Source organism: Mycetocola sp. Y719 (assembly GCF_056713205.1).
In genome coordinates, this window is sequence record NZ_JBWYGY010000001.1 from 781,997 (window position 1) to 796,641 (window position 14,645).

General features: G+C 67.7%; 13 protein-coding genes. 4 read left to right on the top strand and 9 right to left on the bottom strand.

Going from position 1 to position 14,645, the window contains the following annotated elements; translation table 11 throughout:
* The first annotated feature begins 77 nt into the window (after positions 1-77).
* Together lipB and lipA are read left to right on the top strand one after the other, a co-directional pair.
* Positions 78-731 (top strand): lipoyl(octanoyl) transferase LipB, encoded by a 654-nt coding sequence (gene lipB / locus AC1M0F_RS03605; RefSeq protein ID WP_480236825.1) that lies wholly within the window; start codon positions 78-80, stop codon positions 729-731.
* Entirely contained in the window at positions 728-1,756 is a 1,029-nt protein-coding gene (gene lipA / locus AC1M0F_RS03610; protein ID WP_480236826.1) for a lipoyl synthase, read from the top strand. Before lipB ends, lipA begins: the two co-directional genes overlap by 4 nt.
* On the opposite strand, the gene AC1M0F_RS03615 is transcribed toward lipA, so the two are convergent.
* Genes AC1M0F_RS03615 through smc form a run of 3 tightly spaced genes read right to left on the bottom strand, consistent with a single transcriptional unit; the run spans position 1,749 to position 6,745 of the window.
* The gene (locus AC1M0F_RS03615) at positions 1,749-2,246 is read right to left on the bottom strand and encodes a DUF2004 domain-containing protein (RefSeq protein WP_480236827.1); all 498 of its coding nucleotides are present in this window, start codon (positions 2,244-2,246) and stop codon (positions 1,749-1,751) included. The two genes, lipA and AC1M0F_RS03615, sit on opposite strands and share 8 nt — an antisense overlap.
* Positions 2,246-3,121 carry a signal recognition particle-docking protein FtsY gene (gene ftsY, locus AC1M0F_RS03620; protein ID WP_480236828.1) on the bottom strand — a complete coding sequence of 292 codons (876 nt, stop codon included), beginning with the start codon at positions 3,119-3,121 and terminating at the stop codon, positions 2,246-2,248. Before ftsY ends, AC1M0F_RS03615 begins: the two co-directional genes overlap by 1 nt.
* A 36-nt stretch (positions 3,122-3,157) precedes the next feature.
* A complete protein-coding gene (smc, locus tag AC1M0F_RS03625) occupies positions 3,158-6,745 on the bottom strand; it encodes a chromosome segregation protein SMC (protein ID WP_480236829.1) in 3,588 nt (1,195 codons plus the stop codon).
* A gap of 146 nt (positions 6,746-6,891) precedes the next feature.
* On the opposite strand from smc, the gene AC1M0F_RS03630 reads away from it, so the two are divergent.
* Entirely contained in the window at positions 6,892-7,308 is a 417-nt protein-coding gene (locus AC1M0F_RS03630) for a VOC family protein (RefSeq protein ID WP_480236830.1), read from the top strand.
* Between the two features lie 86 nt (positions 7,309-7,394).
* A complete protein-coding gene (locus AC1M0F_RS03635; protein WP_480236831.1) occupies positions 7,395-8,483 on the top strand; it encodes an N-acetyltransferase family protein in 1,089 nt (362 codons plus the stop codon).
* A 137-nt stretch (positions 8,484-8,620) separates the two neighbouring features.
* Here AC1M0F_RS03635 and mutM read toward each other — a convergent pair whose 3' ends face one another.
* The 6 genes from mutM to AC1M0F_RS03665 form a co-directional block, all read right to left on the bottom strand.
* The gene (mutM, locus tag AC1M0F_RS03640; RefSeq protein ID WP_480236832.1) at positions 8,621-9,517 is read right to left on the bottom strand and encodes a bifunctional DNA-formamidopyrimidine glycosylase/DNA-(apurinic or apyrimidinic site) lyase; all 897 of its coding nucleotides are present in this window, start codon (positions 9,515-9,517) and stop codon (positions 8,621-8,623) included.
* Positions 9,501-10,199: a ribonuclease III gene (gene rnc / locus AC1M0F_RS03645; RefSeq protein ID WP_480236833.1), complete on the bottom strand. Its 699-nt coding sequence runs from the start codon at positions 10,197-10,199 to the stop codon at positions 9,501-9,503. Before rnc ends, mutM begins: the two co-directional genes overlap by 17 nt.
* Before the next feature lie 32 nt (positions 10,200-10,231).
* Positions 10,232-10,435: a 50S ribosomal protein L32 gene (gene rpmF / locus AC1M0F_RS03650; protein ID WP_108391343.1), complete on the bottom strand. Its 204-nt coding sequence runs from the start codon at positions 10,433-10,435 to the stop codon at positions 10,232-10,234.
* Between the two features lie 3 nt (positions 10,436-10,438).
* Entirely contained in the window at positions 10,439-10,963 is a 525-nt protein-coding gene (locus AC1M0F_RS03655) for a YceD family protein (RefSeq protein ID WP_480237356.1), read from the bottom strand.
* Between the two features lie 95 nt (positions 10,964-11,058).
* A complete protein-coding gene (locus AC1M0F_RS03660) occupies positions 11,059-13,368 on the bottom strand; it encodes a transglutaminase TgpA family protein (protein ID WP_480236834.1) in 2,310 nt (769 codons plus the stop codon).
* The gene (locus AC1M0F_RS03665) at positions 13,355-14,620 is read right to left on the bottom strand and encodes a DUF58 domain-containing protein (protein ID WP_480236835.1); all 1,266 of its coding nucleotides are present in this window, start codon (positions 14,618-14,620) and stop codon (positions 13,355-13,357) included. Before AC1M0F_RS03665 ends, AC1M0F_RS03660 begins: the two co-directional genes overlap by 14 nt.
* Between the last annotated feature and the right edge of the window lie 25 nt (positions 14,621-14,645).

The following is a 14,645-nucleotide window of genomic DNA, read 5'->3' on the forward strand; positions in this document are numbered from 1 at the left end:
GGCTCTGTCGCGCCGCAACGGGCCGACACCGTCCAACGTATTATTGGACTGCGTCCATTTACTACTAGGCTGACCGCATGACCGACGTTCTCGTCGCCGGAATGGCGCCCTCGTATCTGAAGTACATCGACGGGTGGGAGATGCAGCGTCGCATCCACCGGGAGGTCGTCGACGGTTTGTCCCCCGACACGCTGATCCTGTGCGAACACGCCGGCGTGTACACGGCAGGAAAACGTACGTCGGCAACCGAACGCCCCACAGACGGCACCCCCGTCGTGGATGTCGACAGGGGTGGCAAGATCACCTGGCACGGTCCAGGACAGCTGACGGGGTATCCGATCGTGCGGCTGCAGGAGCCGGTCGACGTGATCGAGCACGTCCGCCGCCTCGAGCAGCTGATGATCGACGTGATCGCCGGCGTCGGTGTGCGTGGTGAGCGGATCGAGGGGCGCTCTGGCGTCTGGGTCGATGGCGCGAACGGGTACAACAAGGTCGGTGCTGTGGGTGTCCGTGTCGCTGACGGCGTCACGATGCACGGGTTCGCCCTCAACTGCAGCAACTCGCTCGAACCGTTCAGCCACATCGTGCCGTGCGGCATCACGGACGCAGGGGTCACCACGCTCAGCGTCGAGTCCGGTCAGACGATCACCCCGTCGGAGATCCTGGACAGGCTCGTGTCAGTGTTCCTCGCGGACGTCGACGCCGCCGACGACGACGAAAGCGCTGCATGAGCGCGTGCGGCAGCCCGGCGCAGGCCCCACAACTCCCCGGGAACGGGCGCAAGCTGCTTCGCCTCGAGGTGCGGAACGCGGCCACCCCGATCGAGAAGAAGCCGGACTGGATCAAGACGAAGGCGAGGATGGGCCCCGAATACCGACGACTGCAGGGTCTCGTCCGCGACGAAGGCCTGCACACCGTGTGCCAGGAAGCGGCGTGCCCCAACATCTACGAGTGCTGGGAAGACAGGGAGGCGACCTTCCTCATCGGCGGCTCGCAGTGCACCAGGCGGTGCGATTTCTGCCAGATCGACACCGGCAAACCTGCCGAGTACGACACAGACGAGCCGCGCCGGGTCGCCGAATCGGTGTCTGCGATGCAGCTGCGCTACGCCACTGTGACCGGTGTGGCGCGCGATGACCTGCCGGACGAGGGAGCCTGGCTGCACGCCGAGACCGTTCGCAGGATCCACACCGACAACCCGGGAACAGGCGTCGAAATCCTCGCCACCGACTTCTCCGGCAACCCGGACCTGCTCGGCGAGGTGTTCTCCTCCAGGCCGGAGGTGTTCGCCCATAACGTCGAGACGGTCCCGCGCATCTTCAAGCGGATCCGCCCCGCATTCCGCTACGACCGGTCGCTGGGTGTCCTGACCCAGGCCCGTGCCGCCGGGCTGATCACCAAGTCCAACCTCATCCTCGGCATGGGCGAGGAGGAGGACGAAGTCGCTGAGGCCTTGCGTGACCTCCACGATGCAGGCACAGACATCATCACGATCACCCAGTACCTGCGTCCGACTCCCAGGCACCTGCCCGTCGCCCGCTGGGTGCGACCGGAGGAGTTCCTGGCGTTCAAGCAGATGGCGGAGGAGATCGGATTCCTCGGGGTGCTCGCAGGCCCACTGGTGAGATCCTCCTACCGCGCCGGCCGCCTCTGGGCGCAGTCGATGCATCGCAAGGGCCTGCCGATCCCTGCCGGTCTCGAGCACCTTGCGAACCCGGAACTGGGATTCGCGCAGGCCGTCGGGGAATTCAGCTGAGCAGTTCGATCCCGACGGATTCGCCGCGCGGCGAGAGGAAGACGATGAGTGCGAGATCCGAGTTGTCCGGGTCGAACGCGAACTCGAACGAGGCGAACGGCGCGCTCTCTCCGCCCTGGTGGGGCGAGACGGCCACGCGGATGAGCTGGAGCGACCGGATGATGTCGACGTCGTTGTCACCTGAGTGGTCGACGAGCATCTCGACGAGGTCTTCTCCGACCTCCTCGACCGTCTGTTCGATGAACTGGGTCACGTCAGACGTACGGTCGTCGACGTCGGACAGCATGGCCTCACGCGCGCGAAGGTCGAGGCCCTCGAGCGAGCTGATGATACCTGCGGCCGTGTCGAGTGCGTCTGCGGAGATCTTCTCGCCGGCGGGGGCGCTCAGAGACACATCGACGGCCTGGTCGCCGACTTCGACGGTCTCCGACCAGTAAAGGCCGCCGGAGGCATCCGTCTCGATCGCCCCGAAGAAGTCGTGCTCGATCATCAGCCCACCAGTTTCTGTGCGAAGACGTGCGGGGTGAAACCGGTGAGGTCGTTGATCCCCTCACCCTGGCCCACCAGTTTGATCGGGATGCCTGTGCGTTCCTGCACGGCGAGGACGAAGCCTCCGCGGGCTGAGCCGTCGAGTTTGGTGAGCACGAGCCCGGTGACCCCGGCGTGTTCGATGAACGCCTCAGCCTGAGCGAGCCCGTTCTGCCCCGTCGTGGCGTCGAGGACGAGGAGCACCTCTGAGATCGGCGCCTGTTTCTCGACGACGCGACGGATCTTCGACAGCTCGTCCATCAGCCCGCTCTTCGTCTGCAGCCGGCCTGCCGTGTCGATGAGGACGATCTCGATGCCGTTTCTCTTCGCGTAGTCGACGGTCTGGAAGGCGACGGATGCCGGGTCCTGGCCCTGCTGCTGCGGGCGGATGATCTGCGCTCCCCCACGCTCGGCCCACGTCGCGAGCTGCTCGACGGCGGCGGCGCGGAACGTGTCTGCAGCTCCGACGACGACGCTGCGTCCGTAGGTGCCGAGGAATTTGGAGAACTTGCCGATGGTGGTGGTCTTGCCGACGCCGTTGACGCCGACGACGAGGACGACGGCGGGGCGCTCGGAGAGTTTCAGCGTCGTGTCGTATTTCGACAGCCGCTCCTCAATCGACTCGCGGAGCATCCGCTGGAGGTCCCTGGGGTCCGTCGTGCGGTAGCGGTCGACCTTCGCTCGGAGGTCGTCGATCGTCGATTCGGTGAGGTCAGGCCCGAAGTCCGCCGTCAGCAGCGCGTGTTCGAGGTCGTCCCAGGTGGTGTCGTCGATGGTCTGCTTCTGAAACATGCCCTTGAGGGCGCCGGAGAGTGACCAGGGCGTGCGTTCTGCCATATGCCCAGACTATCGAGACTTCGCGGGGTGCAGCGTTCAGCCGGCTTTCTCCTCCGGCGCTGCGACCCGCTGGCCGACGACGGCGGAGACGCCATCCTGGCGCATCGAGACGCCGTACAGGGCGTCGGCGATCTCCATGGTGCGCTTCTGGTGGGTGATGACGATGAGCTGGCTGGTGCGCCTGAGGTCTTGAAAGATCGTGAGGAGTCGACCGAGGTTGGCATCGTCGAGGGCCGCCTCGACCTCGTCCATGATGTAGAACGGGCTCGGCCTGGCTTTGAAGATCGCGATGAGCAGGGCGACCGCGGCCAGCGACCGTTCACCGCCGGAGAGCAGCGACAGGCGCTCGATCTTCTTGCCTGCCGGCTTGACCGCGACCTCGATGCCCGTGGTGAGCAGGTCGTCGGGGTTGGTCAGCGAGATGCTGCCTGTGCCTCCGGGGAACAGCACGGGGAACACTTCGGCGAATGCGGCCTTCGTGTCGTCGAAGGCGTCGCCGAAGATGACCTGCATCTTCTCGTCGAGCTCGTCGATGATCGCGAGGAGGTCCTTGCGCGTGTTGGTGAGGTCGGTGAGCTGCTCCGTGAGGAACGCGTGCCGCTGCTCGAGGGCGGCGAACTCCTCGAGGGCGAGGGGGTTCACACGACCGAGCTGGGCGAACTTCCGTTCCGCCTTCTCGAGGCGTCGTTGCTGCACGGCACGGTCGAACGGGATGCCGGCGGGTGCTGCGTCCTGCTCGTCGCCCTCAGGAGCATCCGCCCCAGCCCTCGACGGCGCCTCTGACTGCGGCTCGGTGCCGTCGGGCGGGACGGGGACGTCCGGGCCGTACTCGGCGACGAGGACGTCTTCGACCAGTCCGAGTTCGGAGCCGGCACGTTCGAGCAGGCTCGAAAGATGGAGCTTCTTCTCGTAGATCTGGAGTTCGAGTCCGTGGACGTTCTCGGTGATCGCCTGCAGCCGTTCGCGGAGGGCCGATTCGTCCCTGCGCAGGGCGACGAGTTCCTCGTTCTGGCTGGCGCGTTCCTGTTCGGCGCGTTCGAGGACGAGTTTCGCCTCTGCCACCGAGCGGTCGACCGAGGCGAGGACGGCGGGGAGGGCGTCTGCGACGCCAGTGGCTGCTTCGACCTGCCTGGCGCGGATCACGGCGCGTCTGGCCGCAGCCTCGGCCGCGAGCCGGTCGGCTTCCATCTGCGTGACGAGGTTGCGAGTACGTTCCTCCTCGGCGCGGACCCGTTCCCTCGCGGTCTCGAGTTGCAGGCGGGATTCGAGTTCGCGTTCGCGGGCAGCCTCGAGCTCGACGAGGAGCGATTCCCTGGCGCTGAGGTCGAGGATCGGCCTGGGCCTGGACTTGGCGGTGTCAAGGTCGGCTTTGGCCTTCGCCGCGGCGTTCTCGGCTTCGGTGACGGCGTCACCCGAGAGAGCGAACGCGGCGCTGAGCCGGTCGAACTCCGCTGCAGACGCCTCCACCTGGACGCGGGCCCGGTTGAGCCTTTCGGCCTGGGCTGCCACCTGCGAGTCGAACTCGCGAAGGGCACCGAGGGCGTGCTTCGACTGTTCCTTCGCCGAGCTGAGGAGTCCGCGGTGCTCGGCCAGGTCGAAGCGGACCGTGTCGAGGAGTGATGTCACCTCTGCCAGGCGCTCGGCAGCAGCGTCGCGTTCGGCGAGGAGCTCGATGCGCCCCTGCTTGCCGCCTGACCCGCCGCGCAGGACGAAGTCGGTCAGCACGTCTCCCGCCCGCGTGATGAGGGTGACAGGTCCGCCGAGTTTCGCCGCGGCGAGGGCGGGTGCAGCTGCCCGTGCCGCCTCGACGTCGTCGGCGATGGCGAGGAAATTCAGGATGCCGAGGATGCCGTCCGGCGCTGTGACCACGGAGGCAGCGGGGATGACGCCCGGCAACGATGGCCAGTCGACCGGCGTGCCTGCGGCATCGGCGATCACGACCTCGACGCGCCCGAGCTCGTTGGCGCGCGCGTGTTCGATGGCGCGCTCGGCGGCGGTGCGGTCGTCGGCGAGGACGGCGTCCGCGAGGGTGCCGAGCGCTGCGGCCACGGCGCTCTCGAATCCGGGCTGCACCGAAACCGAGTCCGCGACGACACCGCGGATGCCAGACAGGCCGGCCGCGACGAGGTCGGTGGACCCGTCCTTGATGTCGAGGGCCCTCGACAGGGCGCTCGTCTGCGCGGCGAGGGCGTCCCGCTCACGCTCGTGGCCGTGCAGCAGGTCGCGGAGACGCTCGATCTCCGCCTCGGCCTCGAACACGGCGGCCTGAGCGAGTTCGTAGGCTTCGTCGAGCCCGCTCTCCCCCGCGTCGACGTCGCCCGCGGACTCCTCGACCTCGTCGAGCTGCCGTTCGGCGGCCCGTCGCCGATCTGTTGCGGCGTCGAGGGCGTTCTCCTGTCGCAGCCGCTCACCGCGGACGGCAGCGAGCCGGGACGCGGCCGTGTCTGCCTGCCCTGACAGTTTCGTGATCTCGAGGTCATGGCGCGACACCAGCGCGCTCTGGGCGGCGATCTCACTGTCGACGGCGTCGAGCCGGCTGCGCGCCGATCGGGTGCCGGCCTGCGCGCTTGTCCACGCGGCCTCGGCGGTGCCGATCGTCTCCCTGAGCCGCGCGACTTCCGCCCTGGCATCGTCGACCATCGACCGGGTGACGCTGGGGCCGGCATCCTGGGCGTCGCCCTGCGAGCCGAGGAGCGCGAGCCTCTGGTTGGCGAGGGTGAACAGGTTGCGAAGGCGTTCCTGCGCGCTCTCGAGGGCGAAGCTGGTGCGCCTGGCGCCGTCGACGGCGTCTCCGACCTGCGCCTGTTCGATCCGCGCGATCCGGAGCTGTTTCTGCTCCAGCTGCTCCTGCAGCACGATGCGCTCGGTGTGACGTTCGCTCTCGGTGCGACCGTGGTCGTCGAGCGCGCGGCGGAGCGTGACGACGTCGTCAGCGAGGATCCTCGCCCGGGCGTCGCGGACGATGGCGGCGATGGTCTGAGCCTCACGGGCGATCTCGGCCTGGTGCCCGAGCGGCTTCAGCTGCCGGCGGATCTCCCCGGCCAGGTCGCTCAGCCGGGTCAGGTTGGTCTGCATGGCGTCGAGCTTGCGGAGGGTCTTCTCCTTGCGGCGACGGTGTTTGAGGATGCCTGCGGCCTCCTCGATGAACCCGCGGCGTTCTTCGGGGCTGGCGCGGAGAACCGCGTCGAGCTGCCCCTGACCGACGATGACGTGCATTTCACGGCCGAGACCGGAGTCGCTGAGCAGTTCCTGCACATCGAGCAGCCGGCAGTTCTCGCCGTTGATCGCGTAGTCGCTTCCGCCGTTGCGGAACAGGGTCCGCGAGATGGTGACCTCGGTGTACTCGATCGGCAGGGCGCCGTCGGAGTTGTCGATGGTGAGGATGACCTGTGCCCGGCCGAGAGGACCTCGAGTGGACGTGCCGGCGAAGATGACGTCTTCCATCTTGCCGCCGCGGAGCGTCTTGGCGCCCTGCTCCCCCATCACCCAGGCGAGGGCGTCGACAACGTTGGACTTGCCGGAGCCGTTCGGGCCGACGACACACGTCACGCCGGGCTCGAATGCGAATGTGGTCGGTTGCGCGAACGATTTGAAGCCCTTCAGCGTGAGGCTCTTCAAATACACCGCGGATTCCTTCCGTGTCGCGCCGGCCGCGCGAATCTCTGGACTACCGTACCGAAGGATGCCCGCTGCGGCGTTCAGCGACCCGCTATCGCCCCGGGAACCGGCATCCCGCGCTGATTGTCGGATGTCTTCGGTACGGTCGAGGCATGGAACAGAGCTCCAGACCGCCGGTCGTCCTTGAAGGTGTGACGCTGCTGGCCGACGATGTAGCCGCGATGGCTACGTTCTACCAACAAGGCCTCGGATTCGATGTCGCGGTGCGAGAGACGGACTATGTCGCTCTCGCCACCGCAGGCATCCGTCTGGCGATCTTCCGGCGATCAGGGATGGGTGCGCACACCCGGGACCACGTGTCGTTCCGCGAGCCGCGCGGCGGCCAGGCGGTGGAGCTCAACTTCGAGTGCGCGACCCCCGACGACGTGCGTGCCCGGTTCACCGAGCTGGTCGCACTCGGCGCCACGGCGATCGCGGAACCCACCGAACAGGACTGGGGTCACCTCACGGGATTCTTCGCAGACCCCGAGGGCAACATCCACTCGCTCTTTGCAACGATTTCTCGCTGACCTTCCTCTGGCAGCGGGCGGCGGGCTTCGCTAAGCTGGTCGGCTGTTCGAATCCGGGCGGCAGACACGACACCGCTGGAGCTGCCATGAATGCCGACACCGTCATCGACGGCCTGATCATCGACGAACTGCCGATCCCGGAGAGTCTGGACGCGCCGGGCGGCGCGGATTTCGCCGAGATGGTTGCCGTCCGTAACGCCGTCGAGCAGGAGATCCTCGGAACCGACGACATCTCGCCGACCGCGAAGGAGCTGCTGGCGTTCTTCCGGGACCCGTTCGCTCCGAAACGCCTCTTCCTCGCTCGCGTGGGCGGGCGCATCATCGGGCGTGCTGTGTACGAATGGCAGCCAGAGGAGGGCGCAACGGCCGCGTTCCTCGAGGTGGAGGTGGCGCGGGAGGCCAGGCGGAAGGGAGTCGGGACCGCCCTGCTCCGCGCTGTCGAGTCCGCGGCATCCGGTGACGGCCTGAAGGTGTACCAGTCGTGGAGCCTGCACCTCCCTCCGGTGAGCGACGACCTGCTCCGGCCGCCGACCGGTTTCGGTGCGATCGACACGGACTCCCCTGCTGTCCGATTCGCCCTGACGAACGGGTACCGGATCGAGCAGGTCGGGCGGATGTCCCGCATCGACCTGCCCGTAGACCCTGCGCTGCTCGCGGCCAAACGTGCGGAGACCGCCGCGTTCGCAGCAGACTACGACGTCGTGCAGTGGGTCGGCCGGTGCCCTGAGGAATGGCTCGGAGACATGGCCAGGCTGCACCAGCGCATGTCGACGGATGCCCCGGCAGCCGGGATCGAGTTCGCCGAGGAGCAGTGGGACGAGAGGCGGGTGCGCAACCTCGACGACATGAACGAGGCAGGCGGCCGGCTGAATCTCACCTCGGCGGCGGTGCACGTTCCGACGAACCAGCTCGTCGGCTACACCGACATCGCCCTGCCGGAAGAGAAGGGGCGCCCCGCGACGCAGGAGGACACCCTCGTGCTCAAGGACCACCGTGGCCACCGGCTGGGCATGCTCGTGAAGATCGCGAACCTTGAGCTGCTTGGCCGGGTGTCGCCGTCGACCCCGCGGATCACGACCTTCAACGCCGAGGAGAACCGCCCGATGCTCGATGTGAACGAGGCGGTGGGATTCCGGCCGACCGCGTACGAGGCGGCCTGGAAGAAGACCGTCTGACGCGTGCCGCGCGCGGGGCCAGCGCTCGACTCGGCGCAGACGAGGCACCTACTCACCCGTTCCGGACGCAGTCACCCCGCGCACCACGTGAGTGCGTCCGGAACGGGTGAGTGCGTCGACTGCGAGGACTACGCGGGTCAGCGGCGGCGCTGGCAGCGCGGGCAGAAGTGCGAGGAGCGGTTCATGAACTTCTCACGCCGGATCGGTGTCCCGCAGCGCGCGCACGGCTCCCCCTGACGCCCATAGGCGTTGAGGCTGTGGGCGAAGTACCCGGATGCTCCGTTGACGTTCACATACTGCGCGTCGAAGCTCGTCCCGCCCTCCGCAAGCGCCTTCGCCAGCACGGCCCGGACCTCGGCCAGCAGGAGGTCGGACCGCGTCCGTGAGAGGGACGACGCCTGCTGGTCGTAGTGGATCCGCGCCGCCCAGAGGGCTTCGTCCGCGTAGATGTTACCGATCCCCGACACGAGGGTCTGATCGAGCAGTGCACGCTTCACCCCTGTCGCCTTGCGAGCGAGCAGCCGCAGGAATCGATCGGTGTCGAAAGCGGGATCCATCGGATCGCGGGCGATGTGCGCGACCTGGCTGGGCACGAGGGCCGGTCCGATCGCGGCACCGGAGAACCCGCCGGGGAATCCGTCAGCGGTCGGGAGCATGAGGTCGACGGCCATCCCGCCGAAGATGCGCTGGTCGACGAAGTTGACGACGAGCTCGCCGTGGTCAGGCGACTCGATGCCGATCCGGATGCGCGTCAGCCGGTCGTCCATTCCCGGTTCGCGCAGCAGCATCTGCCCGCTCATCCCGAGGTGGGTGACGAGCGCCTGGCCGTTCTCGAGCGGGAACCAGAGGAACTTCCCCCTGCGGACAGCAGCGGTGATGGTCTGCCCCATCAGGACGTCGGCGAAGATCCCGGATGCCGTGGCGTGGCGTTTGAGGGATCGCTGGTCGAGAACCTCGACGCCGCTGATTCGTGCGCCGGTGACGGCGGGTTCGAGGCCGGCACGGACGACCTCGACCTCAGGAAGCTCTGGCACTCAGCTCGGTCCACGCTGTGAGCGCTGCGGCCATCTCGGCGTGTTTCTTGCTCGAGCCCTGACCGACAGCGGTGACGAGGTCGCCCACTGTGACGGTGGCGATGAAGATCCGGTCGTGGTCAGGGCCTGAGCTCTCCATCGAGTACACCGGGGCTGGGGCGTGATGCGCTGCCGCCGCTTCCTGCAGGCTCGTCTTCGGGTCCATCGCCGCACCGAACCTGGCCGGGTCTGCGAGCAGGGGCTCCACGAGACGGAGGACGAGAGCGCTGGCGACGTCCAGGCCCTGGTCGAGGTAGACGGCGCCGATGAGTGCCTCCATCGTGTCGGCGAGGATCGACGCCTTCTCACGTCCACCCGTGAGTTCCTCACCCCGGCCGAGCCGGAGGTATGGTCCGAGGCCGATGGTGTGGGCGATCTCCGCCAGGGCGACCGTCGACACGACGCTCGCCCGCATCTTGGCGAGCGACCCTTCGGGGAGGTCGGGGTTCTCTCGGTACAGCTTCTGCGTGACCGACAGCCCGAGCACGGAGTCGCCGAGGAACTCGAGCCGCTCGTTGTGCGGGATGCCGCCGTTCTCGTATGCAAAGGAGCGGTGCGTGAGCGCATGCTCAAGCACCGCTGGATCAAGCGACACACCGAGGGTCGCCAGAAGCGGCCCTCGGTCTGTCAAGCTCTCTGCCATCCGGAATCGATGGAGTTCAGCGTGATCGCAGACTAGACGTCGGCGACCTTGCGGCCCTTGTACTCCATGAAGAGTGCGGTGCCGGCCGAGTCTTCGACAACCTTGGCGCGGTGCGGCAGGCTGTAGGTGACCTTGCCGTTTTCGACGGTCTTCACCAGGGTGGGCGCTTCGGCCTTCCACTGCGCACGGCGTGCACGGGTAGAGGCTCGTGACATTTTCCGCTTCGGAACAGCCATGACTTATCTCTCTTCTTTGCTTACAGCATCCGAGTTGTCGGAGCCTGGGTCTGGGGAGAACCCGGCGAGCGCAGACCAGCGAGGATCGACGATCTCTTGGGGTTTTCGGTCCGGGTTTTCTGCCAGCCGCTCGCCGGTCTCGGGGTCGAGTCCGGGGCAATCTGGCTGGCATACCGGCTGAAACGGCAGTGACAAAACCACTGCATCTCTGATCAGAGGTTCAAGATCCACGTGGTCATCGTGAACTTCGTAGTCAGAGGCTTCATCACCAGAGTACGCGAAAAGTTCCTGAAACTCGACTTCGACGCTCTGCTCCATGTCGATCAGGCATCTCCCGCACACGCCGGAGGCGACGGTGTCGATCTGCGCGGTGACGAGGACACCCTCGTGGACCGACTCCAGCCGGACGTGCTCGTGGATCGGCGTGCCCTCCTGGACCGCGACGAGTCCCTCGCCGAACTGTTCGGGTGCGTTGACGACGAGGTCGTGCTCACGCATCTCTCCGGGGTGCCGTACGAGGTCGCGCATATTGATCGCGAACGGCAGTTTCTTGTATTTACTCACACCCACGATTCTATCGTCGGGATGCGCCCTCACCTGCGTGCGCGCTGAATCCGACGGGGTCAGGCGGGCACTGGGCGCTTGCTCTCCCTCACCGGAGACAGCACGGATGCTGGCGCGCACGTCGCGCGCACCCGGTCGCCGATCCCCGCGCTGCGTCTGAGCGCGGCGCTGATGAGTTCGGTCGTGTCCGCGAAGCCGCGCCCGATGATGGCGGCGTCCGGGCGGTTCGGGTCGGCGAACCGCACGTGTTCGACGGCGTCGAGTAGCTCCGCGAGGGCGTCCCGCTCCCGCGTGGTCGTTGCCGCGCGTTCGGCGAGCACCCCAGCGAACGCCCGCTGCGTGTCGACTTCGCTCACCGGGATGCCGTGGTCCTGGGCCGCGTCCGAGATCTCGCGCCAGGCGACGAGCGGGCTCGCGCGACCTGATCGCAGGGCGCGGAGTCTGCTCCGCCGTCTCGCTGCGCGCAGGAGCGCAGGAGCACTCAGGATCAGCAGGAGGACGACCGCCGCGCCGGCCAGCACACCGGGAGACGGCGGCTCCGACGTTCCCCCGCCGGTCGACGATGTCGTGGTCTCGGGGGCGGCAGGGGCCTGTTCCTCCTGCTCACGCTGGCTCACGCCGAGGTCGCCGGGGTCCCTGCCATCCGCGCCGCTCGTCGCGGCCCTGGCGTATGCGGGGACGACGCCGCGGCCTGGAGTCGGCTCGAACGGCACCCAGCCGACTCCCGAGAAGTACAGCTCAGGCCAGGCGTGCAGGTCGTCAGTGCCCACCGTGTAGGTCGACCGGGTGTCCGCGCCAACGACCCGGTCACCGGGCAGGTAGCCGAGCGAGATCCGGGCGGGAATGCCCGCCATCCTGGCCATGATCGCCATGGCGGAGGAGAAGTGCACGCAGTAACCGCTCTTCTTCTCCAGGAACTCCGCAATCACCGCGAATCCGTCGCCGTCGTATCCATCGTCGACCGGCGCCTCCACCGAATAGAGGAACGGCGTGTTCCTGAGGTACTGCTGGATGGCGAACGCCCTGTCGTAGGCGTTGGTGCTCTCGGCGGTGACCTCGAGAAGGGTCTCGGTGATGATCGGTGGAATCTCCTCGGGCAATTCGAGGAACGTGTCGACGCGCTCGGGGAACGACGGCCGGGCTGCGATCAACTGCTCCCTGGTCGGCTGGATCAGCACGCTCTCGGCGATGTAGCTCTGCCCGCTCGCACTGGACAGCCTGCTCGACAGGGTGAGCCCGTCGGTGTCCCACATCCAGCGCCCGTCAACACCCACCACCCTGACGCTCGGGAACGGAACGGGGAGCCACGGCGCCACCATGCCGTCGACCTGGATGGTAGTGGTGGTCGGATCGGTCGCGATCTCATCGGACAACCCGGGAACGGAGAGCAGGGTGTCCGCTTCGTTCACCCGCCGATTGCGATCCGACCCCGCGCTCCAGGTGGTCCCGTTGAACTCGTCGAGGGTGAGCAGTCGGAAGTACAGCGACTGATCCGTCGTCGTCGAGTAGGAGAACTGCTGTGCGCCTCCCGGACGGCGAAGATCCTTGCCGAGATCGACAAGCGGGCTCACGCCGCGACCGAACACCGATCCGCCGCTGGACGCCAGCAGGCTCTCCCCGTTGAACCCCGGGGCGGCCGCGGCGAACACGAGCGAGCCGATCACGGCGATCGCGCCGATACCGAGCATCCCGCCTGGTCGCTGGTCGGAGACGCGCCGCACCCGGGTATCCGCCCACAACACCAGCAGGTACGAGGCTCCGCAGACCGCGAGGGCGAGGAGGTTGATGTCGCCCTGGACGAAGCCGGGGACGAGGGCGATGGCGACGGCAGGGATACCGACGAATGCCGGCATCCGTGCTGCGACACCCACGGCGTCGAGCAGCAATGCGAAAGCACCCGCTCCGACCGCGAGCACGAAACGGATGCCGAGGTCCGCCTCGGCCGGAGTGCCCTGCCTGGCGATCGACCGCATCCCGTCCCTGCCGAGTTCACCGAAGACGTCGACGGTGTCGAACGTCGGGATGACGAGAGCGAAGGAGTCCTCAGGCGCGAAGAAGAGCACGAGAAGAGCGAGCCAGACGACGGTCGCGATGAGGGTGGCGACCCACGTCCTGGCGCCGATCGACCGGGCTGCTGCTGCCGAGCACAGCACGACGGCACCGAGCATGGCGGCGCTCAGCCACCATGCTGCGCCGTCGAGGAGCGGGCTGAGCGTCGATACGGTGACCACGTAGAAAAGGATGAGCGCTGAGGTGAGACCCCAGAGCCGATGTGCCTGTTCCCTCCGCGCCATGAGGTCCACCTGCGCTCGGGTCCTGCGGGGAGCGCTGGGCCGCGTGGCCGGGCGCTGCGGGCTAACGACGACCATGGCTCACCGCCCTCTCCGCCGCCGCCGAGTCACCGAATGCCACGCGGGTCCACGCCGCCTCGACTGTGGTGCGCTCGTCGAACAACGCGGCGCGCCAGCCGGCATCCGCCATGGTCCTGACCTCGTCGAATCGTGGTTTTCCCGTGGTATCTGCGCGGGTGAGGAAGACGACGGCGGGGTCCGCGTTCACCTTCGTCGACACGAGGCGCCGGGCGCCGAGCGGCGACAGCCGGCCGACGACCGCGAAGACGGGCATGACCTTGCCGGTGCGGCGGATGACCGGGCGCAGCCCGACGCTGAGGTCGTAGAGGTCGGAGACAGCGAAACGTTCCGTCTCGGCGAGGGTCTCGAGGAGCCCTCCGGCCTCGCCAGGGGCGAAGCGGGAGATGCGGTACGGGATCGTGCCGTCGGTGAACGGAACGGCATCCGTCGCGGTCTCCACGAGGGAGACGACGTAGCCGGAGTCCAGGAGATGGATGCCGAGGGATGCCGTCAGTTCGACCATGCGTTCGAAGTGCGCGTCTGAGACGGCCCCTGCGACCTCGTTCTTGGCCGGAATGGCCGTGTCGAGGAGGAGAACGGCCTCCGGGTCGCCTTCCTGTTCCTCCTGGCGCACCATGAGCTCACCGCGCCTGGCGGTCTGGCGCCAGTGCACGCGACGGAGCGGGTCCCCTGGCCGGTACTCCCTGGCGATGAGTTCGTCGGCCCGCTGTGTGGCGAAGTGATTGAGTTCGTGCTGCACGCCATCGCCGCTCGAGGACCGCAGGCCGGCGTCGGCAAGGACTGTGACGCGGGGCGTGACCGTGAAAACGCTCGGGTCGGCGATCCGCCGCTCTGTGGTGACGAGGCCGAACGGGTCACCGTGTGTCACGCGGAACGGGCCGATCTCGAACCGCCCGCGGTGCGACGACCGCAGTTCGTATTCGAGGACCGCGCGATAGCCGCGGACCGTCCCTGGCAGGCGCCTCGGCAGTTCGCCACTCGGTGTGCGGGCGAACACCGGAGGAGCCTCATCGCGCCAGGAGGCGATCGCTGCGACGTCCTCGTCGCGGGTCTGGACCGTTGTTCTGACGATCGCAGGCTCCCCCACCGAAACCGAGCCGGGCGTGAACGTCCGCGTGGCGGTGAGTCGCGGCCGGTGGGTGCGCACGTAGACGGCGGACCCGGCGAACAGGAGGATGAGGAACAGGAAGAGGAAGAGGCCTTCCTTCCTGTCGACGAGCGTGGCTGCCACCAGCACGCCAGTGGCCACGGCGATCACACCCCAGCCCCGAGCC